Origin of the sequence: Pseudomonas sp. W2Jun17, assembly GCF_023127795.1 — a bacterium.
Classification (GTDB): Bacteria; Pseudomonadota; Gammaproteobacteria; order Pseudomonadales; family Pseudomonadaceae; genus Aquipseudomonas; species Aquipseudomonas synxantha_A.
Genome location: NZ_SPKO01000025.1, coordinates 411,786 through 438,218 on the forward strand (window position 1 = coordinate 411,786; position 26,433 = coordinate 438,218).

At 56.1% G+C, this 26,433-nt stretch carries 38 protein-coding genes; 21 read left to right on the top strand and 17 right to left on the bottom strand.

What is annotated here, in order from left to right; genetic code table 11:
- Window positions 1-30: 30 nt before the first annotated feature.
- The 12 genes from E4O98_RS15475 to E4O98_RS15530 form a co-directional block, all read right to left on the bottom strand.
- On the bottom strand, window positions 31-534 hold the full coding sequence (locus E4O98_RS15475) for a hypothetical protein (protein WP_248135675.1): 504 nt from the start codon (window positions 532-534) through the stop codon (window positions 31-33).
- 76 nt (window positions 535-610) lie between these two features.
- Window positions 611-1,993, bottom strand: a complete 1,383-nt coding sequence (locus tag E4O98_RS15480; protein ID WP_248135676.1) for a replicative DNA helicase — start codon at window positions 1,991-1,993, stop codon at window positions 611-613.
- On the bottom strand, window positions 1,990-2,787 hold the full coding sequence (locus E4O98_RS15485) for an ATP-binding protein (RefSeq protein WP_248135677.1): 798 nt from the start codon (window positions 2,785-2,787) through the stop codon (window positions 1,990-1,992). Before E4O98_RS15485 ends, E4O98_RS15480 begins: the two co-directional genes overlap by 4 nt.
- Complete coding sequence (locus tag E4O98_RS15490; RefSeq protein ID WP_054898061.1) at window positions 2,771-3,523, bottom strand: hypothetical protein; 753 nt, start codon at window positions 3,521-3,523, stop codon at window positions 2,771-2,773. The genes E4O98_RS15485 and E4O98_RS15490 overlap by 17 nt, the downstream gene beginning before the upstream one ends.
- Window positions 3,520-3,747 carry a hypothetical protein gene (locus tag E4O98_RS15495; protein WP_248135678.1) on the bottom strand — a complete coding sequence of 76 codons (228 nt, stop codon included), beginning with the start codon at window positions 3,745-3,747 and terminating at the stop codon, window positions 3,520-3,522. Before E4O98_RS15495 ends, E4O98_RS15490 begins: the two co-directional genes overlap by 4 nt.
- Entirely contained in the window at window positions 3,744-4,337 is a 594-nt protein-coding gene (locus tag E4O98_RS15500) for a hypothetical protein (protein WP_054898059.1), read from the bottom strand. Before E4O98_RS15500 ends, E4O98_RS15495 begins: the two co-directional genes overlap by 4 nt.
- The gene (locus E4O98_RS15505; RefSeq protein ID WP_054898058.1) at window positions 4,334-5,068 is read right to left on the bottom strand and encodes a Rha family transcriptional regulator; all 735 of its coding nucleotides are present in this window, start codon (window positions 5,066-5,068) and stop codon (window positions 4,334-4,336) included. The genes E4O98_RS15500 and E4O98_RS15505 overlap by 4 nt, the downstream gene beginning before the upstream one ends.
- 2 nt (window positions 5,069-5,070) lie before the next feature.
- Window positions 5,071-5,430 (bottom strand): hypothetical protein, encoded by a 360-nt coding sequence (locus tag E4O98_RS15510; protein WP_054898057.1) that lies wholly within the window; start codon window positions 5,428-5,430, stop codon window positions 5,071-5,073.
- Complete coding sequence (locus E4O98_RS15515; RefSeq protein WP_054898056.1) at window positions 5,427-5,720, bottom strand: hypothetical protein; 294 nt, start codon at window positions 5,718-5,720, stop codon at window positions 5,427-5,429. Before E4O98_RS15515 ends, E4O98_RS15510 begins: the two co-directional genes overlap by 4 nt.
- Complete coding sequence (locus E4O98_RS15520; RefSeq protein ID WP_156358937.1) at window positions 5,717-6,055, bottom strand: hypothetical protein; 339 nt, start codon at window positions 6,053-6,055, stop codon at window positions 5,717-5,719. Before E4O98_RS15520 ends, E4O98_RS15515 begins: the two co-directional genes overlap by 4 nt.
- Window positions 6,052-6,369 (bottom strand): hypothetical protein, encoded by a 318-nt coding sequence (locus E4O98_RS15525; RefSeq protein WP_248135679.1) that lies wholly within the window; start codon window positions 6,367-6,369, stop codon window positions 6,052-6,054. The genes E4O98_RS15520 and E4O98_RS15525 overlap by 4 nt, the downstream gene beginning before the upstream one ends.
- A gap of 205 nt (window positions 6,370-6,574) precedes the next feature.
- The gene (locus E4O98_RS15530; RefSeq protein WP_248135680.1) at window positions 6,575-6,874 is read right to left on the bottom strand and encodes a helix-turn-helix domain-containing protein; all 300 of its coding nucleotides are present in this window, start codon (window positions 6,872-6,874) and stop codon (window positions 6,575-6,577) included.
- Between the two features lie 22 nt (window positions 6,875-6,896).
- On the opposite strand from E4O98_RS15530, the gene E4O98_RS15535 reads away from it, so the two are divergent.
- The 13 genes from E4O98_RS15535 to E4O98_RS15595 all read left to right on the top strand — a co-directional run bounded on the left by E4O98_RS15535 (window position 6,897) and on the right by E4O98_RS15595 (window position 13,938).
- A complete protein-coding gene (locus E4O98_RS15535; RefSeq protein WP_051422067.1) occupies window positions 6,897-7,757 on the top strand; it encodes a helix-turn-helix transcriptional regulator in 861 nt (286 codons plus the stop codon).
- A gap of 79 nt (window positions 7,758-7,836) precedes the next feature.
- Window positions 7,837-8,148 (top strand): helix-turn-helix transcriptional regulator, encoded by a 312-nt coding sequence (locus E4O98_RS15540; RefSeq protein ID WP_054898053.1) that lies wholly within the window; start codon window positions 7,837-7,839, stop codon window positions 8,146-8,148.
- A gap of 594 nt (window positions 8,149-8,742) precedes the next feature.
- Window positions 8,743-9,309: a hypothetical protein gene (locus tag E4O98_RS15545; RefSeq protein ID WP_054898052.1), complete on the top strand. Its 567-nt coding sequence runs from the start codon at window positions 8,743-8,745 to the stop codon at window positions 9,307-9,309.
- The gene (locus tag E4O98_RS15550; RefSeq protein ID WP_054898051.1) at window positions 9,309-9,788 is read left to right on the top strand and encodes a hypothetical protein; all 480 of its coding nucleotides are present in this window, start codon (window positions 9,309-9,311) and stop codon (window positions 9,786-9,788) included. The genes E4O98_RS15545 and E4O98_RS15550 overlap by 1 nt, the downstream gene beginning before the upstream one ends.
- Before the next feature lie 78 nt (window positions 9,789-9,866).
- On the top strand, window positions 9,867-10,082 hold the full coding sequence (locus E4O98_RS15555) for a hypothetical protein (protein WP_054898050.1): 216 nt from the start codon (window positions 9,867-9,869) through the stop codon (window positions 10,080-10,082).
- 2 nt (window positions 10,083-10,084) lie between these two features.
- Window positions 10,085-10,519, top strand: a complete 435-nt coding sequence (locus tag E4O98_RS15560; protein ID WP_054898049.1) for a TerB family tellurite resistance protein — start codon at window positions 10,085-10,087, stop codon at window positions 10,517-10,519.
- A gap of 2 nt (window positions 10,520-10,521) precedes the next feature.
- Complete coding sequence (locus E4O98_RS15565; protein WP_220381818.1) at window positions 10,522-10,689, top strand: hypothetical protein; 168 nt, start codon at window positions 10,522-10,524, stop codon at window positions 10,687-10,689.
- A gap of 52 nt (window positions 10,690-10,741) precedes the next feature.
- Window positions 10,742-11,161 (top strand): Arc family DNA-binding protein, encoded by a 420-nt coding sequence (locus E4O98_RS27660; protein ID WP_282445124.1) that lies wholly within the window; start codon window positions 10,742-10,744, stop codon window positions 11,159-11,161.
- Entirely contained in the window at window positions 11,158-11,901 is a 744-nt protein-coding gene (locus E4O98_RS15575; protein WP_248135681.1) for a hypothetical protein, read from the top strand. Before E4O98_RS27660 ends, E4O98_RS15575 begins: the two co-directional genes overlap by 4 nt.
- Window positions 11,898-12,179: a hypothetical protein gene (locus E4O98_RS15580; RefSeq protein ID WP_060772805.1), complete on the top strand. Its 282-nt coding sequence runs from the start codon at window positions 11,898-11,900 to the stop codon at window positions 12,177-12,179. Before E4O98_RS15575 ends, E4O98_RS15580 begins: the two co-directional genes overlap by 4 nt.
- Entirely contained in the window at window positions 12,176-12,343 is a 168-nt protein-coding gene (locus tag E4O98_RS15585) for a hypothetical protein (protein WP_169918817.1), read from the top strand. The genes E4O98_RS15580 and E4O98_RS15585 overlap by 4 nt, the downstream gene beginning before the upstream one ends.
- A gap of 243 nt (window positions 12,344-12,586) precedes the next feature.
- Window positions 12,587-12,793, top strand: coding sequence for a hypothetical protein (locus tag E4O98_RS15590; protein ID WP_025858917.1), 207 nt, complete (start codon window positions 12,587-12,589; stop codon window positions 12,791-12,793).
- Window positions 12,790-13,938: an integrase gene (locus E4O98_RS15595; RefSeq protein ID WP_248135682.1), complete on the top strand. Its 1,149-nt coding sequence runs from the start codon at window positions 12,790-12,792 to the stop codon at window positions 13,936-13,938. The genes E4O98_RS15590 and E4O98_RS15595 overlap by 4 nt, the downstream gene beginning before the upstream one ends.
- Here the strand turns inward: E4O98_RS15595 and E4O98_RS15600 are convergent.
- From E4O98_RS15600 to E4O98_RS15610, 3 genes are all read right to left on the bottom strand, one after another.
- Window positions 13,935-14,339: a hypothetical protein gene (locus E4O98_RS15600; protein ID WP_248135683.1), complete on the bottom strand. Its 405-nt coding sequence runs from the start codon at window positions 14,337-14,339 to the stop codon at window positions 13,935-13,937. The genes E4O98_RS15595 and E4O98_RS15600 overlap by 4 nt on opposite strands.
- A gap of 160 nt (window positions 14,340-14,499) precedes the next feature.
- Window positions 14,500-15,006, bottom strand: a complete 507-nt coding sequence (locus E4O98_RS15605) for a hypothetical protein (RefSeq protein WP_248135684.1) — start codon at window positions 15,004-15,006, stop codon at window positions 14,500-14,502.
- A gap of 11 nt (window positions 15,007-15,017) precedes the next feature.
- Entirely contained in the window at window positions 15,018-15,887 is an 870-nt protein-coding gene (locus tag E4O98_RS15610; protein ID WP_169918820.1) for a TIGR04255 family protein, read from the bottom strand.
- A 609-nt stretch (window positions 15,888-16,496) separates the two neighbouring features.
- On the opposite strand from E4O98_RS15610, the gene E4O98_RS15615 reads away from it, so the two are divergent.
- From E4O98_RS15615 to E4O98_RS15630, 4 genes are all read left to right on the top strand, one after another.
- The gene (locus E4O98_RS15615) at window positions 16,497-16,733 is read left to right on the top strand and encodes a colicin E3/pyocin S6 family cytotoxin (protein WP_248135685.1); all 237 of its coding nucleotides are present in this window, start codon (window positions 16,497-16,499) and stop codon (window positions 16,731-16,733) included.
- A gap of 9 nt (window positions 16,734-16,742) precedes the next feature.
- Window positions 16,743-17,054, top strand: a complete 312-nt coding sequence (locus E4O98_RS15620) for a hypothetical protein (protein ID WP_248135686.1) — start codon at window positions 16,743-16,745, stop codon at window positions 17,052-17,054.
- Between the two features lie 17 nt (window positions 17,055-17,071).
- Window positions 17,072-17,980, top strand: a complete 909-nt coding sequence (locus E4O98_RS15625) for an ImmA/IrrE family metallo-endopeptidase (RefSeq protein WP_248135687.1) — start codon at window positions 17,072-17,074, stop codon at window positions 17,978-17,980.
- Between the two features lie 452 nt (window positions 17,981-18,432).
- The gene (locus E4O98_RS15630; RefSeq protein ID WP_248135688.1) at window positions 18,433-18,720 is read left to right on the top strand and encodes a hypothetical protein; all 288 of its coding nucleotides are present in this window, start codon (window positions 18,433-18,435) and stop codon (window positions 18,718-18,720) included.
- Window positions 18,721-18,745: 25 nt separating this feature from the next.
- Here E4O98_RS15630 and E4O98_RS15635 read toward each other — a convergent pair whose 3' ends face one another.
- Window positions 18,746-20,335 (bottom strand): DUF6119 family protein, encoded by a 1,590-nt coding sequence (locus tag E4O98_RS15635; protein WP_248135689.1) that lies wholly within the window; start codon window positions 20,333-20,335, stop codon window positions 18,746-18,748.
- Window positions 20,336-21,089: 754 nt separating this feature from the next.
- Between E4O98_RS15635 and E4O98_RS15640 the strand changes: the two genes are divergently transcribed.
- From E4O98_RS15640 to E4O98_RS15655, 4 genes are all read left to right on the top strand, one after another.
- A complete protein-coding gene (locus E4O98_RS15640) occupies window positions 21,090-21,374 on the top strand; it encodes a DUF3077 domain-containing protein (protein WP_103733968.1) in 285 nt (94 codons plus the stop codon).
- A gap of 198 nt (window positions 21,375-21,572) precedes the next feature.
- Window positions 21,573-22,916: a CHASE2 domain-containing protein gene (locus E4O98_RS15645; protein WP_248135690.1), complete on the top strand. Its 1,344-nt coding sequence runs from the start codon at window positions 21,573-21,575 to the stop codon at window positions 22,914-22,916.
- Between the two features lie 37 nt (window positions 22,917-22,953).
- A complete protein-coding gene (locus E4O98_RS15650) occupies window positions 22,954-23,319 on the top strand; it encodes a hypothetical protein (protein ID WP_032878382.1) in 366 nt (121 codons plus the stop codon).
- Between the two features lie 13 nt (window positions 23,320-23,332).
- The gene (locus E4O98_RS15655; protein WP_248135691.1) at window positions 23,333-24,910 is read left to right on the top strand and encodes a M48 family metallopeptidase; all 1,578 of its coding nucleotides are present in this window, start codon (window positions 23,333-23,335) and stop codon (window positions 24,908-24,910) included.
- An 85-nt stretch (window positions 24,911-24,995) separates the two neighbouring features.
- Here E4O98_RS15655 and E4O98_RS15660 read toward each other — a convergent pair whose 3' ends face one another.
- Window positions 24,996-26,282 (bottom strand): OprD family porin, encoded by a 1,287-nt coding sequence (locus E4O98_RS15660; protein WP_032878384.1) that lies wholly within the window; start codon window positions 26,280-26,282, stop codon window positions 24,996-24,998.
- Window positions 26,283-26,433: the final 151 nt, after the last annotated feature.

Below are 26,433 nucleotides of genomic sequence, written 5' to 3' on the forward strand. Positions count from 1 at the left end.
TGACGATCCGGTCTAACGTTTTGGAGCGAGTCATAGCTTCACACTCCGCAGTTGAAGGTATTCCCCTGGGCTTATGTCGACGCGCGCTTCCACCGAGATAGCGAACTTCCAGATTCGATAAGCCTCCGCGGGCGAGCTTCCTACGCCAGCCCACGGATGCTCTTGAGCAAAGCACCAGTAAGTCCCGCTGCGCCCGGTGATGGTCGCCTTCGGAAGTCTCCCGGTGAACCCGACCTTTCGGTGTCCAAGCCAGTCGGCTACGGCAGGCCAGATGATTGCCTGCTCAGGCTTCGTGAAGTCCGTCTTCCCGTTATTCGGGTGGACCTCGGCCAAGCCATAGTCTTCATTGGCCACCCACAGCCTGAACCCGCTGGGGATGTGGACCAGGTCGAACCCCTTGCGCTCCCAACCCCAGTCTTCGGGGAAATCCCTGATTGACGCAGCGATTCGCTCGGCTTCGGGGTACTTTGGCTCTGCAGGTGACGGGACAACGACGGCACCCTCCGGGACGATCCAGACCTGGCCTGTCTTCATCGAAGCATTCAGCGCACTCAAGCATTCGCCGGGTACGAATTGTTCGTTTCGCCGGCCTAACAGGCGATCCAGCAGCCTAAAACTTCTCATTGCTCTTCCTCCCCTTGTACTGGCTGGCGAAGGGGCGGCTGATCTCGACCTCTTCCTGGGTGGGCTCCCGCCCAGCGAAGTTCACGAACCTGGCGAACTTGCCCTGCTGCTGAACGATGCATGAGCCCACCGGTGCGTGCCTGCACTTGGGCATAAGCAGCTCTGTCGCTCCGTTCTGGCCCTCCTCGCTGTCCATGTCGCGGTGGACAAGGATGATGCAGTGGGCATCGGCCTCGATTTGGCCTGAGTCACGCAAGTCCGAGGCGATCGGCTTCTTGCCCGGGCGCTTGGTCGAATCACGGTTGAGTTGAGCCAGCAGGATCACCGGTACATCCAATTCCTTGGCGATGTTTACGATGCCGGTGGAAATTTTGCCGAGCTCGGAGGTGCGGTTGAACGCATTGCCGTCAGATCCGATCAGGCCGATGTAGTCAATCATCACCACATCGAGGCCGTGCTTGCGCTTGACTTGCCGACAGATGCTCCGGATGCGCGGCACGGTGAGGCCCGACTTGTCACTGAGGTAAAGAGGCTTGTCCATGATCTTGTTGACCGCGGAAGTCAGCCGAGGCCAGTCGTCGTCCTCCAGCTTCCCGTTGTCGAGCAGCTGTAGATCGATACTGCCGAGTGACGCCAGAGCTCGGTTGGCCAGTTCCTCCTCTGGCATTTCCAGCGAGAACACCATGCCGACGCCTAGACCATTGCAGGCGATGTGCTGGGCGATCTGCAGGCCCAGTGTCGTCTTGCCGCTCCCGGGCAGGCCCGCAACGATAGTCACGGTCTTTTTGCGCAACCCACGGACCAGCTTGTCCAGTTCCACCAGGCCAGTAGATAACCCCGACTGCACACTCCCGTTGTACTTGGCGTCAATGATGTCGATGTTTCTGGCTACCACCTCATCCATGCGCTTGTAGTCCGGCTCGCCGGTGTCGAGGTCGCGCAGGTCGGCCATGGCTTGCTGGGCACTTGCGATGATCTCTGCCACCGGCCGGTTCTCGCTGGCGGAGTCACGCACAGCATCGGCGGCGTCAACCAGGCGCCGGAGTACTGCCCGCTCGTTCACTGTTCGGGCATATGCCTTCCAGTTGGCTGTACTGGGTGTGTTCTTCGCCAATTCCGCAGCGTAAGCGATGGTTGTGCCACCACTCGGCAGTACCGGCTTGAAGTTATGGAGGGTGACGGGGTCTACCGGCTCGCCGGTGGCGTGCAGCTCAGTCATCACCTGGAACAGTGCCGCGTTCTCCGGATCGTGGAAGTCCGCCGCGGTAACGCTGGCAGTGATCGAGTCGAACAGTTCGCCATCCAGCATCAGCGCGCCGAGCAGTGCGTGTTCGGCTTCGTCGCTATACAACTCGCGATAGTCGTTCATGCACGCCCCCTTGCCGATCCCCATGTGAAACCGACCAGAAGCGCTTTGTTCTCGCGCAGACGGTCAAGGGCTCGCTCGCCAATGTACTGGCTCAGACCTTGGGCGTTGAGGTTGGACACCACCACCGTCGGGCGAACCAGGTTGTAACGGCGATCCAGCACCTCATGCAGAACCGACAGTTCGTAGTGAGTGCCGGCCTGGGCGCCAATCTCGTCGATCACCAACAAGTCGAAACTCGCCAACTCATTGATCACGTCGCCCTCGGTGTAGCCGGCGGTTCGATCCATCGAGCGCTTGAACACGCGGATGATCTCGGCGGCGGTGGTGATCACTGCCACGGCCCGGTGCTGACGAATGACGTGCTGGACGATGCCGCTGGCCAGGTGCGTCTTGCCGTTACCGACGTTCCCGCACAGCAGCAGGTTGCGCCCCGCCTGGAAGTGTTCGCCGAAGTTGTCGGCATAGCCCTGGCACGTTTCTAGCGCCAGAGTCATAGCTGGTGTCGCGGCGCGGTAGGTCGCGAGAGTGCTATCGGCAAACCGCGGCGTGATGCCGGAGCCTACAAGCGCGCTGTTGACGCTTTCGGCTTTCAGGTTGGCCAACGCCTGCGAATGTTCGTCACTTCCACGTGGCGCTACGCGCAGGCCGTGGAACTGGCATTGTTTGCATGGGCGGACCGCCATAGAGCCGTCGAACTGCTCAACCTCGGAGCGATCAACCGCTCCGTGGACCCGGCAATCGCCGGCGAAGGTGCGCTGCTCAGGCTGGCGGCGGAAATTAGAACGCTGGGCCATCTTCGCCTCCTTGGTACATATCGGCGGTGTGCTGGGGCAAGTTGTTGAAAGCGTTCGCCTTTGCAACCGATGCCGGTACCAGCTCGTCAGTCCAGCGCTCCCCGTTCAGCCAAGTAGACGCCATCGGCACGTATTGCCCGTCGTCCTTGGCCCAGTCGCGGGAAATGCGGTGATTGCCAAGAGCGGTCATCAGGGTCAGGCGAAGTTCAGCGCTTGGCTTGAGCTTCTCCCATGCCTTGCGTGCGTCCTTCTTCGATTTCTTGTTCGGGTACAGCTTCCAGAACACTTCGAAGGCTTCAACCATGTCCTTGTCAGCCATAGGTTTTTCAATCCTTGCTGCTTTATTCAATCCTTGCTTACCTTCAATACTTACTAGGGGGGGATTTACCGGCGACGGTTCCACCGGGCCCGGATAATCCGTCGCCGGTGATTCCGACACGGTGTAGGAGCGTCCACCGAACTCTCCACCATCCGCTCGTTCAAGCACGATTCGCAGGTATCCAGCCTGCTCCAGCTCACGGATCAGACCCCGAACTGCGTCACGACCAGATGCCTTGCCCAGGCAATCCTTGGTCTGGCCGATCAGATGGTGGGTGGACACTTCCCAGTGGTCAGGCTTGCCCAGCAGGAAAACCAACAGCCCCCTGGAAGCCCAGCTCAGGCGCTGGTCCTCGCTGATCGACTTGTTGAGCAGATAGAAATTTCCCTCAGGCCGAGGGGCGCGAATGATGCTCATACGTTGAGCTCCCACGTCACGCGGCGGATGAAGTCGTCGTAAGGCTCAGACATGGCGAACCCCTGGCTTTCCAAGGCTTCGCGGTATGCCTTCGCAGACCCGTACAGCATCCAGCGCTCGCGCTCGGGTAGATGGGCGAACGAGCCATAGCTTGGCCAAGGACCGACGATTACCGGCGCTGTAGGGGCGTCCTGGGGGGGGGCATGAGGATTGATGATGTTCATTGCAGCGTCTCCCCAGGCTTGCGGCATATCGCGGCTCCCATGGCTTCCACTGAGCCGCCAGACAGGCGTAACACCAGCAGGCGCAGGGCGGTGGTGGAGTCAATGGAGAACGTGCGAGCCTCGTCGAGTGCCAGGCCAGTTGGAGAATGATCGTTGAGTAGTTGCCGGACACGATCGCTGTAGTTGAACGCCGCACAAGCCAGCGCTTGATTGGTTAGCCCGTCGAACGCTTCGTCCGGCAGGCACTCTGCTGGATACACAAGGACGGGGATTTTGTTTTCGGGGCGCGGCTCTCCCGCCAGCAGGTGACGGCCCATTGCCTCGAAGTGATCCTTCGCAACTTGCGCGGCGTCGTGCCCGGTGCGCCGCCGAAATAGGACCTTAAGCGCATAGAAGGCCCGGTAGAGGTCAATGTGGGTGTCATCGCCGTCTTCAATTGAATACTCAGGCTCGGCGATCACGTCCAATACGTCCTTCACTACCTCGAAGCACTTCAACAGCAGTGCGGCGTCGTTGTTTTTTTCATACAGGTTCTCGTCGATGCATTCCATGGGCAGCACCTGCGGAGGAATATCCAATACTTTGCTCATGAATGGGCCTTCTGGACCAGGCGGAACCGGCCCTCAAAATATGGGTGAGTCGCCTGGGTGGCGGTGACCATCGTGGATTCGGAAACAAAGCGGTGGAAGGCAGCCGTGACGTGGTGCTTCGACCAAACGAGATACTGCGAACCGAGCGCTTCTTCGTGGCCGTTGCGGACCATGCCGGCAGGGTTCGGCTGACTTGGCCAGACCCTCAGCACGTAGTCGACTACAGCACCCGAAAGCCCGTGGCGCTTGAGCATCGTTTCCTTCACGCGAGTGAGCGACTGACAGTTCTGTGGGCAGTGATCCCACACAGTGGTCTGACTCAAGTCCTCGACTCGCCGCTCGATCCGCTCCAGCGCCACCCGCTGCTCCCGCTGCTGGCGCTCGACGGCCACCAGATGATTTGCGTTGGCGGCGGTGATCTCGGCCTGGGTCATTGGGCGGGCGGCCTGTTCTTCCAGCTCGCGCCAACGTCTGATTACCACCATCCGCATTGCAGCGCTGTAGCCAGTCAACAAGCAGTCGGTGTGTTCGCGGTCGAGCAGGTACTCGGTTTGCTCGCGGTTCATGCTGTCCAAATAGATGGCACGAAAACCCGTGGCATCTTCTTTGAGCTCGGCCAGCATCTTCTCGATGTCGGTCGTCACATGAAAATGGCGCTTCCCTGTCAGCTCAGCGATTTCGCGGGACGACATGGTGACGGCACCGCCGTCTTGGAATTTGGCGATGGTCATGATCAGTGCACCTTGTTGACTTTGGTGGTGCCGGGCTCGATACCCAACTCTTTGACAGCGCGCTGAGCCTCCTCGGCGCTGACTCCCAGGCGGTTAGCCAACCCTTCCAATGAGTAAACGGGCTCTCCGTCATCGGTATACCCGTCAGGAAGAGAGGGCATCAGCCCCATGTGCACGGCCATGTCGTGCATCTCCTGGCGGAACGACTCGGGGGCAGCGTCGTACATGCGTTGGAACGCTTCTGCGGCTTCGGGTGATTTCTCTAAGCCAGCGGCGTGTAGCTGTGAATAGAGGCGCCCGGCAGACAGGAACTCAGGGGTTACCTGCTCTTTCGCGTTGCGCTTGCTCTTCAGGCTGGTCATTGATCACCCCCAGTTTCCCGCGCCACGTTTTCGGATTGCGAGTTTTGTGGCGCGGATTCGCCGAGAACCCTGAACTCGTCGATAGCGCTATAAACTCCGCCGAATCCGGTGTCGCTGAAGTATTTCGCCACCTGGAACAAGTCACCAATCCCTTTCCCGCCGTCGTGAAGGTGATCCAGGTGCATGGCCTTGATAAGTGCGTGCTGCCACTCGAGAACATCCTTTGCTGCGCACAGCTGAAACTCCGCTTCTTGCGAAGCCTCTTGCATGGTTGGCACTGGCTCGTTCATTTGGCGGCTCCCTGGTGCGGGATGTTTTGCAGCTTGTAAGCCGCCGATGCGCCGGCCTCGGCCATTGTCATCGACAAATAAGCTAACGAATTGATAAGCCAGCCGGCACTCATGGCGAGCTCATCAGAGAGTTCGCCGTGATTTGCTGCATGCGCGATGAGCTCACCGATAGCGGCAACTCCGCTCAGTGTGCTGATCTGGAATTCGTCGTTGGCGTTCTCTACGCACTGAAGCTGTTCGACCTGGGCAGGCGTGAGCTTTGCCCCCTTCGCGAAGTTAGATGGAAACTCGCGTTCAACGTCGACCAGCAACTGGTTCCACATTGGAGGCTTCATTGTGCGTCCTCCGCTTCGTATGCTGCCTTGAGCCCGCGCTCAGCTGAGCGGGTGAGCGCAGATACAACATCACCTATGAAGACCAGGGTGCGAACTTCAGATAGGTACGCGAGCTCACCATCATTGATTGCATAGGCGAGTCGGCCACATAGCTGGCTGATGCCGTCGGCCAGATCCGAAGCCACGGACAAAGCCTCGATAAGGTTGGCATCCGCTTTAACGCTAAAAAGGTCGGTGTATTCCACGCCAAACTCACAGGGTTTAAGTTTCGGCAGTTGCACTGTTTGTTGGGTGGTGCTATTTTTCGTTTGCATGTTTTGTCCCTTCGAAGACAAAGAAGTACCAAAGCCACCAGCTCCACACTGGTAGCGACTAAGAACCCGCCTCCACAGCGGGTTTTTTATTGCCTGGAGTTCGGGCTAGCCAGAAAACAAAAGGCGGATCGATGCTGCCATTGTGAAACTCCAATACTGGATGCCTAAACAGGCCATTTGTAGGCTGTTAGCAAAATGCTTGTTTTCAGGTGATAATCACATCGTGGTTCAGGGTGAGGCGAAGTAGCCGAGGAAAGAAGCTGATAGCAGCAACCTCACCTTTGGTAGCTAGGTGGATTGCTTCCGCCAACGCCTCAGAAGGCCGTCGCGTGCCGCAGGAAATCTGTTTGAGGTAAGCAATGCTGGTGTCGCAGGCCTTGGCCAGTTCAGCTTGCTCGCCTGCGCTACGGCCTTTCATCCAGGCCGCCAATGTGTGGTTGTCCATGGGAAACCTCTTTTGAGCGATGCTGGGAAGATTAGCAAAACGCTTAATTTTGGCAACCATTATTTAAGCAAGCGAGGAACTGATGCTCGATTCAAAGCAGATACGCCGCCAAAATCTTGAGCACATCCAAAAGCATTTCGTGTCCCGAAAGATGCTGGCGGTCGCGCTTGAGGTAAGTCCGGCAATGCTCAGCCAGTTATTGTCGGCGACCCCCAAGCGGGAAATCGGCGACAAATTGGCCCGTAAAATTGAGGAGATGCTCTACCTGCGAAGAGGATGGATGGATACGCCTCATACCGAGGAAGAGGTCCGCAATCTCCGAGAGCTGAGCCCTGGCTTCCCCGCCAAAGGGGAAACACCAGAGCAGTACGCTGAGGGGATGATTTCTACCAAGGCAATGCGGGCGAAACTCGAGAGAATTGGCCGGGTTCTGGGTGAAGCTCTTACTGATACCCAAGAGGCCGATCACGCTGAACTGGTACAGATATCGACGTGGGACGACGAAACCCCGTTGGACTACGACGAGGTATACATCCCCTTCCTGAAGGAAGTAGAGCTTTCTGCAGGGAGCGGTCGCACGGTGATTGAAGAAAGTAGTCATGCAAAGCTGCGGTTTGGAAAACATAGCCTTAAGCGACACAACGTTGACCCAGCAAATGCTGTCTGCGTGCCAATCAAGGGCAACAGCATGGAACCCATCCTAAAAAATGGAGCAACCGTTGGGGTTGACCGTGGAAATCGGACCATCACAGACGGTGATCTCTACGCGATAAGTCATTCCGGACAGCTCAGGGTCAAGCAGCTCTACAGAACCCCTTCCGGCATCAGAGTTCGCAGCTTCAACCGGGATGAGTTCCCGGATGAGGAATACACATGGGAACAGATTGAAACCCAGGAACTGATGATAATCGGCCGAGTTTTCTGGTGGGCGATGTTCGCGTAGAAAAAATTAAGCAAAAAGCTATTTACATAATTAAGCATTATGCTAAAGTCCATTCCACGAACTTTTGGAGATGGACAGCATGAACGCACTCACCTATGGCAACTGGAAGGCCTTTACCGACAAGGGCCTCGCAGTCATGGAGCTTATGTCCTTAATGGGCAAGGCTTCCGGCAAGACTGCCAAACAGGTTGCTCGCGACCTTGATCGCTCCCATCACACTATCGTCCAGCGCATGAAGTCCGTCCGTTTCAAGCTGAAAGCTGTTTCGGAGTCGGCCGCAGTTGCTGAGGCTATGCGATTAGGAATAATCGCGTTCTGCATCACCTCTTCACCTAATCCAGAGCACGCCCCTGAAGATCATCAGGCCGAGCAAGCCGTGTTCGTCGCTTAAAGCAGCGGCGAGCGCCTTCATTGAGGGCGTTGTCCGGTGCGGAAGCATCACGCGGCAGGACTTGGCGGTGCTGGGTAGGGCCAGGCGTGGTCCGGTGAGGCAAGGGCTGTAATCAGCGGCCTGCCCTTCTTCGGGGAGTGTAGGTCGGTGGCGATAGTCATCACGGGGTATGGCATGGCTGGGTTTGGCAAGCCGTGGCGGGGTGAGGCAAGGCAAGGGCTGCAAGCAGCGTTGAGCCGCTTCGATGAGGCGGTTCAGCGGTGACGGTAGTCATCAAGGGCATGGCTTGGCGGGTCGTGGTTAGGCTTGGTATGGCAAGGCGGAGCTCGGCAAGGGCTAATCAGCGTACTGGGTTTTCAACCGAGAACCCAGTGCGGTGCGAAAGCATCGCTTGGTTGGGCTAGGCATGGCTCGGCTGGGTGTGGCTGGATGTGGTGGGGCAGGGTTTGGGCGGTAATCCGCACGGCGTCATCAGCGTTTCTGGTGACAACTTGAAAGCAACTTCCATCGAGGCTGCTTTCAAGTTGAAAACGCAAAGCAACGTGCATCGCATCGGGCGAACAGGCACACGCAGCGAAACTAAGAGGCATCACCATGCAGACTTTGAAAGTTAAGATCATCGGCACCCGTCCGCTTCTGGTTCACGCTGACGTCTTCGCCGACCCGCTGAACAAGTTGACCAAGGCTCATAAAGTATTGACTTCGAAACGTAAAAAGTCCGACGAAGATCATGAGCTTATTGCGCGTAGCGAGTGGCGTGGTGGTCTTTACTTTGCCGATGATATCGGTCCCTTCCTACCTGGTATCAACATCGAGTCTTCACTGGTCGCAGGCGGCAAACTTTCGAAAATGGGCACTCAACTAAAGCGCTCGGTTGAAATCATGGATTCCCGCTGCCCAATTATCTACACAGGCCCGCGCACAGTTGAGGGCCTTTGGGATCAAGCGTTCTACGATGCGCGCTCAGTTAAAGTTGGAACTGCCCGCATCACGCGATATCGCCCACTGTTTCGCGAGTGGTCGACCATCTGCGAGATCGCCTATGACCAAGAGTCGATCGACCGCGCCCAGGTGTTGAAGTGCCTGGAAGACGCCGGGCAATACTGCGGCGTCGGCGACTACCGCCCGAAGTTCGGCCGCTTCACTGTCGAGGTGTTGTGATGAGCATCGTTCCTTTGAAGCCGAACACCTGGAGCCTTGATAAGGCGCTGGAGCTGTTCTTCGCCGACAAGTTCACCGACGGCCAGCTGATAAGCCACGCCTGGCTTGAATGGGCGCTCAACTTACCGAAGCCAAAGACTGCGCAGGAAATTGTTAATTGCCAGTTCGTGATTCTGGATCGTGTCGAACAGTTCAAAGAAGCTCTGCTGACCAAGCATCAAATTTATATTGTCTCTGTCCGGGGCCAAGGCTATCGGATTGTACCGCCATCTGATCAAGCTTTTATCGCCGTTGATAATGCTATGCGTGGCGTGCGGCGCGAGTTCAACAAGTGCCAAGAGGTAATGAAGAACACTCGCTTCGCCGAACTTGATACTGATCAGGCAAAGCGACACACAGACGCGCAAGTAAAAGTCTCGGCGCTTACCGGGATGGTTGGCAAGGCAAAGCGCGAAGTGTTCAGCCTTTTCAAGGCGTAACTTCCGCCAAGTAACAAGGAAACTTTAAGCGAAAGCCATATATCGCGGCGGGCTACCGGCTTGCCAGGAGAAAGTGAAATGAGGCTGTTCAAGTACCTGCTGTCGTTCGTGCTCTACCTGTTCGCAACGCTGATTTGGTTCTCCGAGGCCGTGCCGGTGATTTTTGATAACCCCAGCGACTTCGAGCTGATCGGCGGCGTGTTCGGCATCTGCGTCTGGATGATCGTCACCGCCTCTCTCGTGATTTACGTAATTCAAAACCCGCGCAAAAGCGCACCCACTGAAAGGAAGTAATCATGCTCGGTAAATTGTTCGGCAAGAAATCTGGTCAGGCCCGCGCTGCGGTAGCCAAGCTGGCCAACCGTGACCTGATGGAGGCCGTGGTCTACGGCTCCATTTATGTCGCCGCGGCTGATGGCGAGCTGGAAGAAAGCGAGCTCTCCAAGATCGAGACCATCCTCAGCAACAACCCGGCGCTGCAAGGCTTCGGCGCGGAGCTCTCCAACACCATCGACCGCGCCAAGACCGACTTCAAATCGGGCGCCCGCATCCTTCGCCAGAACGCGGAGAAAGAGCTGGGTGACTTGGCGCACTCGCCAGCCGAGGCGCTGACCGTGCTCAACGTGATGCTGACTGTGGCCGAGGCTGACGGTGAGATCGAACCCCAGGAAATGACCGCTTTGGAGCGTAGCGCCAAGCTGCTGGGCCTCAACCTGAAAGACCACCTGTAACCATGCTGGCCAGGTTCGGCACCCGGGCACGTTCGCTGGCGGCCTACGGGCTCGCCGGTGGCGTTGTCTTCGTCGACTCGGCCAGTCGCATCCTCTCAATGGTGGGCGACCTGGTCTTGGTTGTGCTGCTGTTGGTGGTGCTGATGGCTGGTAAGTCAAAGCCCATTTGATCGGTCCACAGTGCCGATGGAGCAGATTTGCGCCATCGGCCGGGAGAACACCATGAATTCACCGAATTACGATTCCCGCACCGCCGACAAGTTTGTGGTGCGCCTGCCCGACGGCCTGCGCGCCGATATTGAAGCTGCAGCGAATACCGGCGACCGCAGCATGAACAGTGTTTTCATCCAGGCCGTGCGCCAGTACCTGGATGGGCAGAAGCGCCAGCAGATCCTGCTCGACGCGCTGGCCAACACCGTCACCACTCCCATGTCAGTCGACCCGATGCACATTGACGATCGCGTGAGGATGGCCGCTGATGCGCGGCGCTACGTATGGCTTCGCGATACGGCATACAACACGCCGCGCCAGGATCTGGTGCCTCGCGATAAACAAGGAACCATGCTGGTTGGTGACGAGCTCGACGCTGATATTGAGCGGGCTATGACAGCATACCCAGGCTGGGCGGAGGTTGAGCAATGAAGCGCCGCCAGATCTCCCCCGCCGCCTTGCCCACCATCGGTCAACCTTTCGCCGGCGGCTTCTACGCTGGCCGTATCTATTTCGACGGTGCCGAGTACGCGCTGATCGACGCTGGCCGCGACTTCGAAACATACGCCCACTGGTGGGACCACGACGGCCCGCGCCCACGCATCCGTGAGGCAACCCACCGCTTTGACGGTATGGCCAACACCCTGGCCATGAGCGCGGAAGGCTGCACCATTGCCACCAAGGTGCTGGGCATGAACATCCGCGGCACCTGGGGCTGGCATATCCCGAGCATTGAAGAGCTGAACGTGATGCGGGGTAATCTGCTCCAGCTGCCAGATTGGAATCACCGCATGTGTGAGGCTGCGCCACAGGCGTTCCGTGGCTCCCATCAGTATTGGTCCAGCACTCAGAAAGAAAATGCGGCCACGGCCTGGCTGATGGGTATGTATCCGTGGGCGGTGCCGGATACCAACTGGGTCAGCGGCTGCAACGGCATCCGCCCGGTGAAGGTGCTGCAGATCAAGGCCGACGCCTTTGTGCACGACGCGGCGAGTGATGCGCGGACCATCGAGAAGATCGCCGCCCAGGTCGACCTGCAAGGCTTGACCGCCTGCCCGGAGGTGGCCGAGGTCCTAGGCCAGTTCATCAACGAGGACACCGGGCGATTCTACGGGCGCACGGATGACTTGCTCGCGCAACTGGCGATGATCGCCGGGGAGGCTCGACCATGAAAACCATCATCACCATGATCCTGCTGCTGATCGCTGGCCAGGCCGCGGCCGGTGAACAGGTGATCGACGTGCAGCACGACAGCGTGCGTGGCGTCACCTGCTGGATCTTGAACAACACCGGGATCAGTTGCTTGCCTGACAGTTCGCTCCTACAGGTGCCCACCAGCACCACCACGGGCGAAGACCAGGCAGCGCGAACTTCTCTGGCAACTTCAATGTGTCAAACCGAGCAATTGACCACCACCCCGCTCCCTCAGGAAAAGGGGCTCAAGCTATGAGCCGCCTCAACGGAATAAAGGGCCAGCGCCTGATCGAACTGTTCAACGCCCTGCAGCGCCGGGAAACCACGTTCGGCCAGATATACGCCATGTCGACATCTTGCGGTATCGACGCGCGGCGGGTATTGGCTGACCACTTTCAAGGAGGGCTTGGCCGTGGCTAAAACTACATTAAGGCCAAGCCAAAGAGTTGGTGTTCGCCCGACGCGCTTGCACCGGATCTTCCATAAGCCGTTTTTGAGCGACTACGCGTCAGGCGAACATGACGGGCGCCGATCCTTGGCCGAAGCTCACGCCCACGTCAATGGTGAGGCCTCGCTTTCCCTGGGGTTCAAATCTACTAACGAAATTTACGCGACACAATTTAAAGAAATAGGAAGCGTGTTGCGACACGAAGGCGGGCAGGCATGAGCGCAGCTAGGGTTATAGAGTTCGAAGAGTTGCAGCGAATCACCGGCTATACGCGGCGTGCTGACGTTGAGAAGGCGTTACGCGGGGAAGGAATACGGATATTCCTCGGCAGAAAGGGGCCTTGGACCACAGTCGACCTGGTCAACCAGGCGGGCGGCCTCAAGCCAATCGATCAAGAAAAGTATGACGCGGACATTGTATGAAGCGAGGAAGGAAGCGCCAGCACAACCCGAACATCCCTGGCCATATTGACCAGGCCGCCCTGCCACGATCGGTGTATTTTGACCACCGCGGGGCGGGGTGCTGGTACATCCTGTACTTCAACGAGGCCGGCCGTCGCCAGCGGCAGAATCTATGCGCGGGTAACGTGACGCTTTCGGAGCTTCACCGGCTGATCGAGGAGCGCAACGGCGTGGACCGAGACAGCCTGCAGTATCTCTGCGACGAGTTCCACAAAAGCGATCAGTACAAGGCTCTCAGCGAGAAAACCCACGACGACTACGTCTATTCCCGCGACGTGCTTCTGGCATTCCCGACAAAGCTCGGCAAGCCGCTGGGCGAGCTGGCGGTGCTCAAGTTCACGCCGGCGCTGATTCAGCGGATCATCGACAAGATCGCCCAGGAGGGCAAGCCATCGAAGGCCGCTCACGCTCTGCGCTACCTGCGCCGTGTGATGCAGTGGGGCCGCAACCGTGGGTTCGTGAAGGACAACCCGGCAAAGGGCATCGAGTCGCCCAAAGAGCGCAAGCAACGCCGGCTGCCCGACGATACGGTCATGGTCAACTTGATCAGGTTCGCGAAGCAGCAGGGCCAGCTCAAGAGCGGCCAGCCTGGCGCCTGTTCGCCTTATCTGTGGTACGTGATGGAGATCGGCTACCTCTGCCGCCTACGCGGTATCGAGACGATCACACTCACCGACGAGAACGAACTCGCCGAAGGCGTGCTGACCAACCGCCGCAAGGGAAGTCGGGACAATATCGTTCGGTGGACGCCTCGGCTGCGCGCCGCCTGGGATGCAGCCAAAGCCGTCAGGTCTGAGACTTGGGAGCGGAAGCGTGTGCCTGTACCGATCCGTGCAGATCAGCGCTTCCTGATCATCGCCGCCACCGGCAGACAGTTGTCGAAGTCTGGTCTTGATACAGCCTTCCAGAGGCTGATAGTGCAGGCGATCGATAAAGGCGTCCTCACCGAGGAGCAACGCTTCGGGATGCACGACTTCAAGCGCAAGGGCATCACTGACACGGTAGGCACTCGGGCAGACAAGCAACAGGCCTCAGGACACAAGGATGAAGCGATGATGGATGTTTACGATTTCAGCTTGCCATTGGTAGATCCATCCGGAGACTAAACGTCTGCAGGGATCTTTGTGAATGCGTCTGCGAGATCCTTGCGAGCTTGCTTCCTTTCCGCGTTAGAGCGTCCGGCAACCTCGAAAACGTCGACATGAACCACGTTGTCCTCGAGAGCAGTGTCATAAACCGCCAAAAGCCTTTTGTCATGCATCATCAGACTCCGAATCACCATGCAGGTCGCTGTAACCGCTCCGAGATAAGTTCTTTCGGGCTTGTCGTCTGGCTTAGCCTGGTTGTAGGCCTCTGCTTGCTGGCGGCCACGCTCATGACTTCGGGGATCGATCGCTGACGTATCAGCTCTTTCGCAAGACAAACCTTTATCTTTCGCGTCAGAGAACAGCGCCGGAAGCACTTCGCCGTCGTGCAAATGCAGCGGTGAGAAAACGAATCTGTGCAAATGCTCCCCGTCGCCTACTGCGCAGGGAGAGAACTTGCTAACGGTTTCGCACTCGCAGTACGCGTCCGGATAGCTAGCGTCGATCAGCTTGGCGCGGTTAGAGACCTCGCCTCTCCCACTCGGTAGCCCTTCGAATAATGCCCTACACGACATATCTAAGTCAGACCAAACCCAGATGGGTCAAGAAACCGGAATGAAGGACCGCTTCGTTAAGTGCCAAATCAGCACTCGCGAATCTCAGGCCGGCGGCGTTGTAGATATAGTGGAATGTCCCGTCCCCAGGGAAGGATATCTCGATGTAGCTGTCGGCTTCCTTCCAGAATAGGGAAATCTCTCCGTCACCAGCTAGCATGGGGATAGGCGCTCCAAATCTAATCGGAAGGACGTGCAGAAACTCAATGGCATTGCTCCACGAGGCGTAGGTGGCCGGCTCTCCGCCGTATCCATCCCAGTCGTGACCCGCCCTTAGATATGAATGTAGCTTTGCATAAAGCCTGCTCATACCCACATCCCTGCTATTAGCGTGAGTGGGGGGTAGCTGAACGAAAAACCCTGTAAACCCTTGAGGGATCAGGGTCTTCGGCGCATTTTTGGTCGTCGTGACCTGCACCACATACGGCGGAGGCTGATCCACTAACGTGGACTGTGTTTCCATAGAAACTGCCATAGCAACTCTCCTTAGTTGGGATGGACTGTGTTGAATGAGATCATAGCTTTAACCTCATCCGTCAGCATATCCCCCACCACCAATTTATTCTGGTTATGCAGGAATTGGAATACATCATTCATCTGATCGTTCAACAAACCACCAACGACCGGGTTGAACATTTCAAAGAGCTGATACTTGTGGACGGTCGTAATCTGAACGTCGAACACGGAGGCGGTTTCGGTAACATTCACGTTCACGTTGGTCAGCAGTTTTCCACCAAGGCCGAATTCAGGCCGGCTGAAAAATCCATGATGAGAATGAAAAGCATCTGTCAGTGATGTGAAGGTAGGCGGCAAAAACTTGGTCCCCGGTCTAAAAAGCTCTGTGAGGGGCTGCGCCTCACCTCTGGGAAAGGTCACCTTGAAGGCGTCCGTATACTGCAAAGACAGTGCAGAAAACTCAATTTCTCCCATCCAGGGGGTAAGGATTGAAAGATATTTCTCAACCTCTGCCCACAATTCAGCCCATCGTACATATTCGCCGCAAGCGATGATCAATGCATTCGTCTGAATATTGACTGAAAGCGCAGGCTCGCCGTTTGGCTTAACCCTGTCGAAGGCAATCCCTGAGATGGGCCCAGCAGGTCCAAAGGCTCCAGCAAAGGGGTGAGAGAATGGTGTTCCGATAAACTGTTCAATCCCTTGGCCTTGAGGGATGTTCAACATCATCTGCTGCTGCTTAGACACCCGAGGTAGCTTCTCCACCAATTGGTCGTGGAGCTGTGTGCCCTCGAGCAAGCTGGCGAAAGCATGCGGAGGCAATGGCGCTGAAAACTCGAACAGAAACAAGACGTTACTGATCGCGTGCTTTCCGCCGTGCGGCTTGATATTGGCTGCCATGGAACCTCAAAGGATCTTGTAAAGAGCTTTAGCACTATATATAGCAGCTGTAAAAGGCATGTGCATGATTAGGCTGCATCATTCACCCTAGCGCTGCGGCGAGCGATAGTACCACAACGAATTCTTCCGTCTAAATCCAAAAACCGGAGCAGGATGACCGTAGATATGCGCGAATTTCGTGAAGTTATCCACAACCGCGCCTAATTTCACAACGAAAAAGCACGTCATCGGCGCGTACATTGAATCAGTAGACCCAAGCAAAACGTGCGGTGCAGCTCAGGCTTCGCGTACAAAAGAATCTATCCAGCCTAGATCGTTACTGACTAACAGGCCTGACTTGTAATCAGTAGGTCCCGGGTTCGACTCCTGGTGCCGGCACCATACAAGGTTCCAGAGAAGGCTTTCAAAATCTCTGGAACCCCCGAAAAACCCGCCTTCTGGCGGGTTTTTTCGTTCTGGAGATCCCAGATCTCCCTCACATGAAGTTCGCGATTTCTTGAAACGAATCCGCGCTCCAGCCTGCCGCCCATGCCAATCCAGCTACGGTATAGTCCGGCCCCTCCTTGGCGAAAACGCCGAGACCAGTTTTCAGGATTAAGGGAACCTTGGATGGGCGGCAAACCGAGGCCTGATCCTTCTATTGTCAGCGGTTTCAGAGTCGCGTATGGAGAGGGTGGCCGTAAGTATTACTTTGATGCCGTAGAGCAACGATACTACTCATGGGATTCGCTTCATGGCGAGTTTGAAGTCTTCGACCGACGTGGCTTTCACCTGGGTTCGGTCTGCCCTGAAACCGGGCTTGCGTTGAAACCTGCCGTCCGCGGACGAAGGATCAAACCGAACTGAGAGGTTCATATGAATTTTGTAGAGCTTTGCCTTAAAGGCGATGTGCTGGAAGAAGAGATCGACCAGTTCGTCGAGGACTGGCACGAGGGTCGTCAAGGCGCCGACATGCAATTGCATGAATACCTGGGCATGAACTGGGAAGAGTACCAACTGTGGTCAACCACCCCGTCTGTCTTACCTTTTGTATTGACTGCCCACAAGTACGGCACCTCTCTTAAGGACCAACTCGATCAAGACAAATTTGCGATTGCTGCGCGCGCGCGATCGGTCGCTGAAGCGACCAAAGTCGAAGCCTGGCTACGCAGCGTGGGCAAGATCTAGTGACCCCAGAAGAAAAAATGGCCAGTCGCGTCCTGGCCATCCGCAAGCTGACACCGCCTTACGATCTAGAACAGCTAGCCTCTGCCTATGGGGAGCTTGAATACCTTGAACTGCCGTTCGGCGTGGACGGAATCACCATTGGTATTGGTGCTGCTACCAAGCCCCGCATCCTGATCAACTCAAACGCACCTGCAACCCGTCGAAAATTTACGCTGGCCCATGAAATCGGGCACGTAGTTATCCCATGGCACACCGGCACAATCGTCTCCCACCTGGAGAACCGGGAAGTGGATGCTGCCTACAGCCAAATGGAGACCGAAGCCAATCGCTTCGCCGCAGAGCTGTTGATGCCATCTGACTGGTTGCGTGAAGCATTCAAAGCCGCATCCAGTGTGGAGCACTATTTCCGCTCGGTCCTTACCCAGGCTGGGGCATCCAAAGAAGCAACATTCAATAAGATATTACGCCCGCTCCCGCAGCCTGTGATTTGCGTACAAGTGGACAGCGCATCCAGAGTTCTCAACACGCGAAGATCCCAAACGGCGCCGTACCCTCCAGAACCAAACGCCGAAGTCAGCAGCGAAACCTTTCAGACAGACTGTCGTTTCGAGAGCTTTGAAATAGACGGCCAGTTTTACATGAGCTGGACCTTCATCGGCCGCGACATACGCGAAGTAGACAAAAGGCCGTGGCGGGAAGTCTTCAACCAAATCCTGAATGACACTGGCATGCAGGGTTATTTGCAAAACATGAACGGCATTCTTGCTGCTGCTTACGGCAAAAACAAAGCGCTCGATGAGGCAGAAATCTGCGGAGCCGTTATCCGGGCATTCACAAAATATGAAATGTACGATGTGGTGACTGCGCACCCTCTGTTTGAACAGTTTGTGATCAAACGGGTGAGGGAGCTGAAACTGCGGGGTTGAGTGATCAGACAGGCGTAGAAAAGAGAGGGCAAAGCGCTGCCGCTGACGGCACCAGGTAGCCAGAACCTTTAAGGCTACGCCACACCGTGGTGGTTCTCCCAAAGTGCGATTAGCGTCCGGCGGCTAGTACGGTCACAGCGATGTGATGGATGCCTACTTTTACCAGTGTGCCCACTGCGGCAACTTCCCCCTTTCATAGCTGCCTAGCAGCAACCTATCTGCTTAGCCATTTCCTTGCGCCAACCTGCGCCCGTCTCTTTCTCCCGGAAAGAGACGGGCGCTCCTACCGCTGCTGCAGCCCAACTCGTACAAGGCTTTGCGGCATTCCCCCTCGTGACAATCGGCGTGACAAACACCGAAGTCACCAGCAACAGCGATGCAGATGATGGTGCCGCAGCCCAAGGAATGGACTGCACGATTGATGTGGTTGCAGCCTACATCGGGGGGCAGACATGAGTAAGCCCTTCGATATGGAACTGTTCTTGGGTGCCGTGCTGACGGGGTCGTATGCAACACGGCAACGCCATTTGCGTCAAGCGAAGCTTATTCAAATGGAAATTGCAGAGCGTTGGCGGCGAAAGACGCCGTGGGCTTGGCAGAGAAAACATGTCGCATGGTTCTTAGATCATCGCCTGACCCGGAGCAGTAAGGCGACGAAGTATTATTACTTTTTGACAGTACGGCTGCTCATCCGTCGTTTAGAACGATCATGGGTATTCAATCACTTAGCGGGCACCTGAATTGATACCCACACTAACCGCATATTTAGATTACGTGTTTGGATATGTATATCTTTGGCTTCAATCCGAATCCTTTAACAAGCTTGTGCCATGATTCCACAGCCAGAAGGAACTGAATGGAGTTGTAATCTGTAATCTCCCTTATGTCCCCCTCAAACACAAACCACAAGGAAGCTGTTTTGATGGACTTATCGAATTTTATTGTTTTTCTTTTTATCAACTCTACAGAGTCCTTGGATTGCTCAATATTATAAATGAGCTCAGACTTTGTCTCAGAAATTTTCACGGAAATAATCTCACCTGACTTGAATATGTCAGCAATCTCGACCCGGTATTGATTTTTCTTTTTCTTTAGCGACTGAATTAGAGTCAACTGTCGATCAAGCAATACAAATCCACGCTCATTACATATTTTCTGGTTAAAATATGCTTCTCGGTAAGTAAGCTTATCATCGACCGGCTCATTGGCGGCAATTTTTCGCTCTTTCTCGGCTTTCCAAATCTGAAAATCCGCTTCTACTAAATCCTCCTCAATAACTACATCAATACTTTCCAAGGAACGCTTTAGATAATCCATAAAAGTCTGATTGAAAACAAACCACTCCCCACTTTTCAGAAAGTAATCTGCACCATCGAAGGATATCGGGAAATCCAGCAGTTCTTTAAGTGGCTTGGTAAAAGCCCCAGAATCCTCATTCTTAAACTGAACGGAGAGCTCATCAATATTTGTAATCCCTGCATGATCCCGAATGAACTCCGAGACATTAACAATATCAAGCGTATTCCCTAAATCCTTGCGATAAATGTCATCTGTAGTTCTTGCTGAAATTCGATAATCGTAGTCATGAAAACTAAAGCATATTGCAACTCCGTGCACTTGGAATTCTTGAATGGCAACGTCTCCCTCCCCACGCTTCAAGCTCTCAAACGCAACAGCATCCAGTTCAGCGCCCAACTCATCTGTCACAGCCTCTAATTTAGGCAAGTGGATAATTTTGTCGTCCTGGTAGCTTCTTTCGATTTGCTCGAAGATTTCTGACAACTCGAGTGGTGCCTTATCCATGTCCATTTGGATGGAGTCTGCAAATATAATATTACGTTTCCCCCAGACATCTTTGTCTGCTGCTTTTAGCTTGAGATGATCAACTGATTCGCCCGGCTCGTAGCTATCAATCTGAAATTGTTGGTACGACGAAACATCCTGTCTTTTAGTACCCGTAAAATAGCGGCTTTTCTTCAGGAGAATTGAGTTTTCGTCCGCCATGCGGATAGCCAACTCAATGCCAAAATCAAGCTGAATAAACTTAGAGAGATAAAAATGCGACTTCCCCAAACTGACCGCATAGATCGTTTCAGGCTGGGCTGTATGTTGACAAAGCAACATTCCAAAATTGAAAATATTTTTAGGCGCTGGCAAACCATCTTTAAAGAAGGTTCGATACGTATCCCACCACCAAACGTCGTTCCCCGGATTAACTTCAGAATAGTAAAATGTTTTCGAGTAAGCTTGTGCAACATGAGTTTTCTGCTCAGCCAGACCTACTGCCCGGAGCTTTTCTTTGAGTTGTTCCAGCTTATGGGGTTTTACTTTGTAAATATTATAAGTATTAGCCATGCCCGCCTCCGTTGGAGTACCTTCCCTAGCGAGCACCAAAGGTGCCATTTCTGAATTTCCAACGCAATATGTGCGGGAGATATAAGTTGGCCAATTCTCTTGCTTTCTCCGTATAGTTGCGTTTACTTGCGATACAACTCCAGCCGTATACAAGCAACCACTTGCAAAAATGCTCCCGGTTAAGATGCAAATTCGCTTGCCATTTTGGAGGGGGCGCTTTGGGGTAGTTCTAGAGGTAGAAAGCAGAGCGACTATCTGAAATTTTGTTAATAATCATAGAATTAAGATCCAGTACGACTCCTGGTTCCGCACCATACAAAACGAAGCCCTCGCAGAAATGTGAGGGCCTTGTAGTTTCCGCGCGTCCTCTTTTTGTCCACACACTGCAATCCGGGAGCCTCGTGTGCCATCCAATCCACCGACGATCTGCGTGGCATGCTCTCGAGCGCCTTCTCACCTCAGCCAGTGCCTTTCGCTAGCAACCGAGCTTTTATACAAAATTATGGAGAGCCAATAATTATGCCGCTCCCATAAAACCAATAATTGGTCAGTCGATCCCTGCTCTTAACCCAGCAGACGCCTAATCGATCTAGTTTCCCGATTGCTCCCCACGTCCCACCACGCTACCCTCCTCCCCGTCGCTGCCAATTCAGCGACCGGGCCTGAGAACCCGACTTGATGCAGGCGCCTTAGCGCCACGCATTCGTTCAAACGACGAACGTGGTAGCTCTCACTAGATACGGGAGTTATACCAATGACCGCTCCAAATCCATCTGCGTTAACCACCCTCGGCGTCACCCCCTTTTCCTTTCACTCCGACCAACCTCTGTTCCGCGTCAACAGCGGTGTTTCCCTGCATGAAGCCTTGCATCACGTTTCCGACTTGCTCCACCTCGCCAAGCTGCTCGCGGAAGATGCGGCGATGACGCAGGACACGGACCGTTATGCCTGGGCGTCACATTATTTGCAGGAGATGAGCAAGGCGGTGATTGATGATGTGGTGAAGGTGTTGGAGTCGCCAGGGAATGTTGAGCAATAAAGAAGTCGTGTGGTTCGCGGGCTGACGTCATCGCGGGCAAGCCCGGCTCCCACAGAGGAAAGCCCTGGCCTGAATAGGTCGGGGCTTTTTGCGAAAGACGAGCCAAAGGCAATATGGCACTTAGCCACTTATTCGATTGACACCCCCTCACCACTCCTTTAAAAACCCCGCCTTGCTTGCGCTTTTATCGAGACATGGATGTTGTCCAACCCCCCGCTGTTCAAATACCGCCGCTATTGGCTGGCGGTCATCATCGTGTTGCTGGCGATTCTTGATCCTTTCGGCCTGGCCAGTTCCAGCGACAAGGCGTCGGCGCAGTGGCTCAATCGTATGTTCGCCAGCCACTACCCGAGCCTTGGGCAGCAGCGGGTGGCGGTGGTGTTGATTGATGATGCCTACCTGATGCGCAATGACAGCTCATGGCCCATGCCCTATGGCGAGCAGAGCAAATTGTTCAAGCGTTTGCTGGCGTACAAGCCTGGGGCGGTGTTTGTGGATTTGCTCTACAGCCATGACCACTCGTTGGGCGACCCGGCGCGGGGCAGTCAGTTGCTGGCGAATGTGTTTGAGCGTTATCAACGCCAGGGCATCCCGCTGTGGTTGGCCAATACCGGGTTGACGCGTGCGGAGGCGGGCCAGGCCAACACGCTGGCGCCTTTTATGCAGGTCAGCCGCCCAGCCCTGGTGGTGTGGGAAGGGGTGGACGACAAGTACCCGCTGGCCATGCACACACAGGCAGGGCTTTTGGAAACCCCAGCGATGGCGCTGTACCGCGAGTTTTGTGCCACGCAACATTGCAAACAGCCGCCGGTGGATGCGCAAACCGCTGCGCAGCGCCAGCCCATTGCTGTGCAATGGGGGCTGAAGCTGGCGGCGGAACAGGCGCGGATTGCCGATATCAGCCACTGCGCGCCCGCGCGGCATTTTTTGCTGGATGGGGTGGCGCAGTTCTTTCAGGCCGTGTTCTGGAAGCTCGATGACTCGGCCCAGGCACGGTGCCCTTATACGCTGACGTTGTCGGCCAGTGACCTGGAGGTCAGCGACCCCGACGATCAGGCACTGATCGCAGAGTTGCTGCGCGACCGCCTGGTGCTGGTGGGCGCCAATATCGCGTCCACGGGGGATCTGGTTGAGTCGCCGGTACATGGCCAACTCCCCGGCGTGTACTTGCACGCCATGGCCCTGGATAACCTGATCAATTCTGGCATGGACTACGACCATGAACCGGCCGACTTTCCCCGCTTGCCCTTCAATTGGCTGGACCTGCTCGAGCTCGGGCTGCTGGCGTTGATTGCCGTGCTCAAAGCGCTGCACGCACGGCGCCTGGCGGGCCATCGCACCTGGAGCCGCTGGCGGCGCCAGGAAATCTGGTTTTTTACCTCGCCGTGCCCATCGTGGCTGTTGGTGATGTCGATGTTGGCGGCGGTCAGTGTGTTGCTGAGCCTCAATGACATCACTCCGGTCAACGTGCTGGGCATTGTATTGCTGTCGTTGGTGTTGTTCAGCGAGCGGATCGAAGCCTTCTTCGACCGCGACCGCTGAGTGTGCCGTTTTGTCATTTGACTCAAGGAATTCAAGGATGAACAGAAGTCTCATCGTTTTGCTCACCGCCCTCTTCACCCAGGGTGCCTGGGCGGAAACTCACAGTATCAAAGCGTTCCTGGCCGACCCAGTGACCGTACTGGACGAGCAAGGCAAGCAACAACGTGAGTTGGCGAAAAAGGATGCGCCCACCCAGCCCGTACCGGTGTTGCAGTACAACCAGGCGCTGGACCTGGTGCAAGTCGAGCTGGCGGGCCAGAAGGTCTGGCTGGACACCATGGACCTGCGCATCGAGCCGCCGCTGAACGTCGTCGACCTGCCCTGCCAGGGCCTGACCAAAAGCCAGGCCAAAGACAGCCGCAATAACTCCACCATTGGTTTTGGTGCCGGTTGCAATCAATAAAAGGAGCGGTGCGGTGAAGGGATATCTAGTTGCGGCCAGCCTATTGGCCAGTTCGGTGCTCAGCGGTTGCGCCACCTTGAAGGGCGCGGACCAGGCGTTCCAGAACCTGGTGGGGCCTTCGACCCAATCCCGGGTTCAGGGCCACTACGTGGACAACACTGACGTACGCCAGTACTACAAGCTCGACCCACAGCGCCAGAGCCAACAGCGCCTGAGCTACGACGGGCGGGCGGTGCCGGCTGCCGAAGCGCGTCAGCAGAACCTGGTGGATATCCCGATGCTGCAAGCCTACTTGCAGGGCATTGTCACGCGCTTGTCCAAGGGCTGGCCGGGGGAGTTGCCGCCGCTGCAGGTGAAGATCACCGACAGCTATGGGTTCGGGCCGTCGGCAGACCCTTACGGCAACCTGTTCGTGCCGCTGGGTATGCTGGACAACGTCGCCAGCGAAGACGAAATCGCGGCGATGCTTGGCCATGAAATGAGCCACGTGTTGCTGCATCACCATGACCGCATGGCTGCCTTCCAGCAGCAGAAAGACATGTTCACCACCGTCGCCTCCACGGTCGCCTTGGCCACCATGGCTGCCGATACGGGCGTCGACCGCAGCTCCGGGACGATGAAGCTGTTCAGTAAAGACCCGGCCGGCACGCAAAAGACCATCGGTAACACCGTGCTGTACACCGCACTGGCCAATACCTTTTCCGATCAGGTATGGAGCACCGCCTGGGGCCGCAGCCAGGAAGACCAGGCCGACCTGCTGGGCACCGACTTGATGATCCGCGCCGGTTACGCCCCGCGTGCCGCCACCCATAGCCTGGAGCGCCTCAATGACTTTCAAGGCAAGCAGAAACCCTTGCTCACGGGCTTCCTCACGGCGCGCAAGAATGCCATGCAGGATTCGCTGCAGCAGTTCAATCTCAACCAGTTCACCAAAGAGCTGGACGTGCTGGTCAAGGACGGCTTGACCACCGGCATCACCGCAACCACGCAATACTTCAACCGCTCGCACATGTCGGCGATGGACCGTGACACCGAGCTGCGCCAGTACTTGCAACGCGAATATCGCCAGGAACGCCGCGCTCGGGTCAACCCACAAAGCTGGTCGAAGATGAAGACTACGCCGCAAGTGGCGAAGGCCTTACAGGGTTATAAAGACGCGTACTTCGCCATCGATGCCCTGGAGAAAAACAAAGTGCCGGATGCTGAAGGGTTTATCCGCAAGGCCCTGGCATCACCGGTCAAGGACCAGCCGAGCATTCGGCGCACGGCCTATACCGTGCGCCTGGCCCAGGGCAAAAACAGCGAAGCGGTGAAAGAGTTGCAGGCGATCAAGGACTGGTCCCTGGCCGGCCCCTCCACCTATGACTTGATGATCAGCTACCACCTCAAGCGGGGTGATGGGCAATCGGCCCTGGCGATGATCGACAAGGCTGAACGCAATCTGGGCTCGGAGGAGCTGTTCATCACCGAAAAGCTGTTGGCCAACCAGCAACTGCAGAATGTGCAGCAGGTGCAAACGGTGTTGCGCAAGTGCGAGCAGTACCCGACACGCAAGGAAAACTGCAAGAAGCTCGCACCGGCCAAGGCCTAGGCGGCAACATTCGCACCTGGCATAAAAAAACCCCGAACCAGTCGGGGTTTTTTATTGCCTGGCATCAGGCACGACGCTCGATCAATTAGAAAACGTTGATCGGGTAGTCGGCGAACAGACGGATTTCGTTACCGCCTACGTTGTAGTTGCTGGCGTTGTTGGAAACGCGCAGCCACGAGGCGCGAGCACGCAGGCTCAGGTCTTTGGCTGGGCCGCTCTGTACGACGTACTTGAACTGGTTCCAGATTTCACGCTCGGTGCCATCGCCACGGCCTGTGCCGTCGTCGATGTTGGTGCCACGCACGTAGGCAATGTTGTAGGTCAGGCCCGGTACGCCGAAGGTGGCGAAATCGATGCCGTAACCTGCTTGCCAGGAACGCTCGTCCTTGCCGTTGAAGTCAGACCAGTAGGAGTTGGCCAGCAAGATGGTATTGCCGCCGTCGCCGATGCCGCCAGCGTTGCGGTAGCCGCCGTACAGGTAGCCAGTGTCGCCGGTGCTGCGCTGGTGAGCGAGGGTGAAGCTGTGCGCACCAACGGCCCAGGTCGCGCCCAGGCTCCAGATCTTGTTGTCGCGCGCGTCCGCATCACCTTGGTTTTCCAGGGCGAAACTGCGATCAAGCTTGGTTTTGTAGCCGTTGAAGTCAAACGTCAGCGATTGCTTCTCTGGCAGGGCCAGCACGTAGTTGACGTTGACGTATTGCTTTTTCAGCACGTCTTGCATGTCGGAGGCATACAGGGCAGCCGACAGGCTTTCGGTGAATTTGTAGCTACCGCCGATGTAGTTGATGCTCTTCAAGCGGCCGCTGTCGCTGCCCTCGGCGCTCTTGCGAGCTTCCTTGGTGAAGTGACCGGCGTCCAGTTGCAGGCCGGCGATCTCTTTGGAAACAATCGAGGTGCCCTCATAGGTTTCCGAGAGCAAGCGCGAGTTATCGTACTGCAGGACCGGTACGGCCGGCATTTGCTGACCGTATTTGATCACGGTGTTGGAGATACGCGCCTTCACGGCCGCGCCGCCTTTGGCCAGGTCGTTGGCGGCTTCACCGCTGTCACCTTGCTTGAAGAAGTCGATACCGCCAGCGCCGCTGCGGCCTTTACCACCGTCCAGGCGGATAGCGTATTGGCCAATCACGTCCACACCCACACCCACGGTGCCTTGGGTGAAGCCGGACTCGAACTTGCCGATGAAGCCTTGGCCCCATTCAGCTTTGTCCTGCTTGCCGTTTTTGTAGTCACGGCTGATGTAGGCGTTACGTGCGGCGATGTTCAGGTGGCTATCTTCAACAAACCCCTTGGATTGCTCCTGGTCGTTTGCCATTGCTGTCGATGCGCTCAAAATCCCCAGAGCGATCAGACTCATCCGTTGCTTCAACATATTCTTATATTCCTTATTACGGGTTGAGTACGCGCTGTGACACCAGGCTCCATGTTGCTATTTCTGGTGTCGACCTTTGCCGCAAAAAGAAAGCCCGCGGACGACTGAACTGCCGCGGGCCTTTTTTTATTGGAGTAAGTCATGGCGGTGA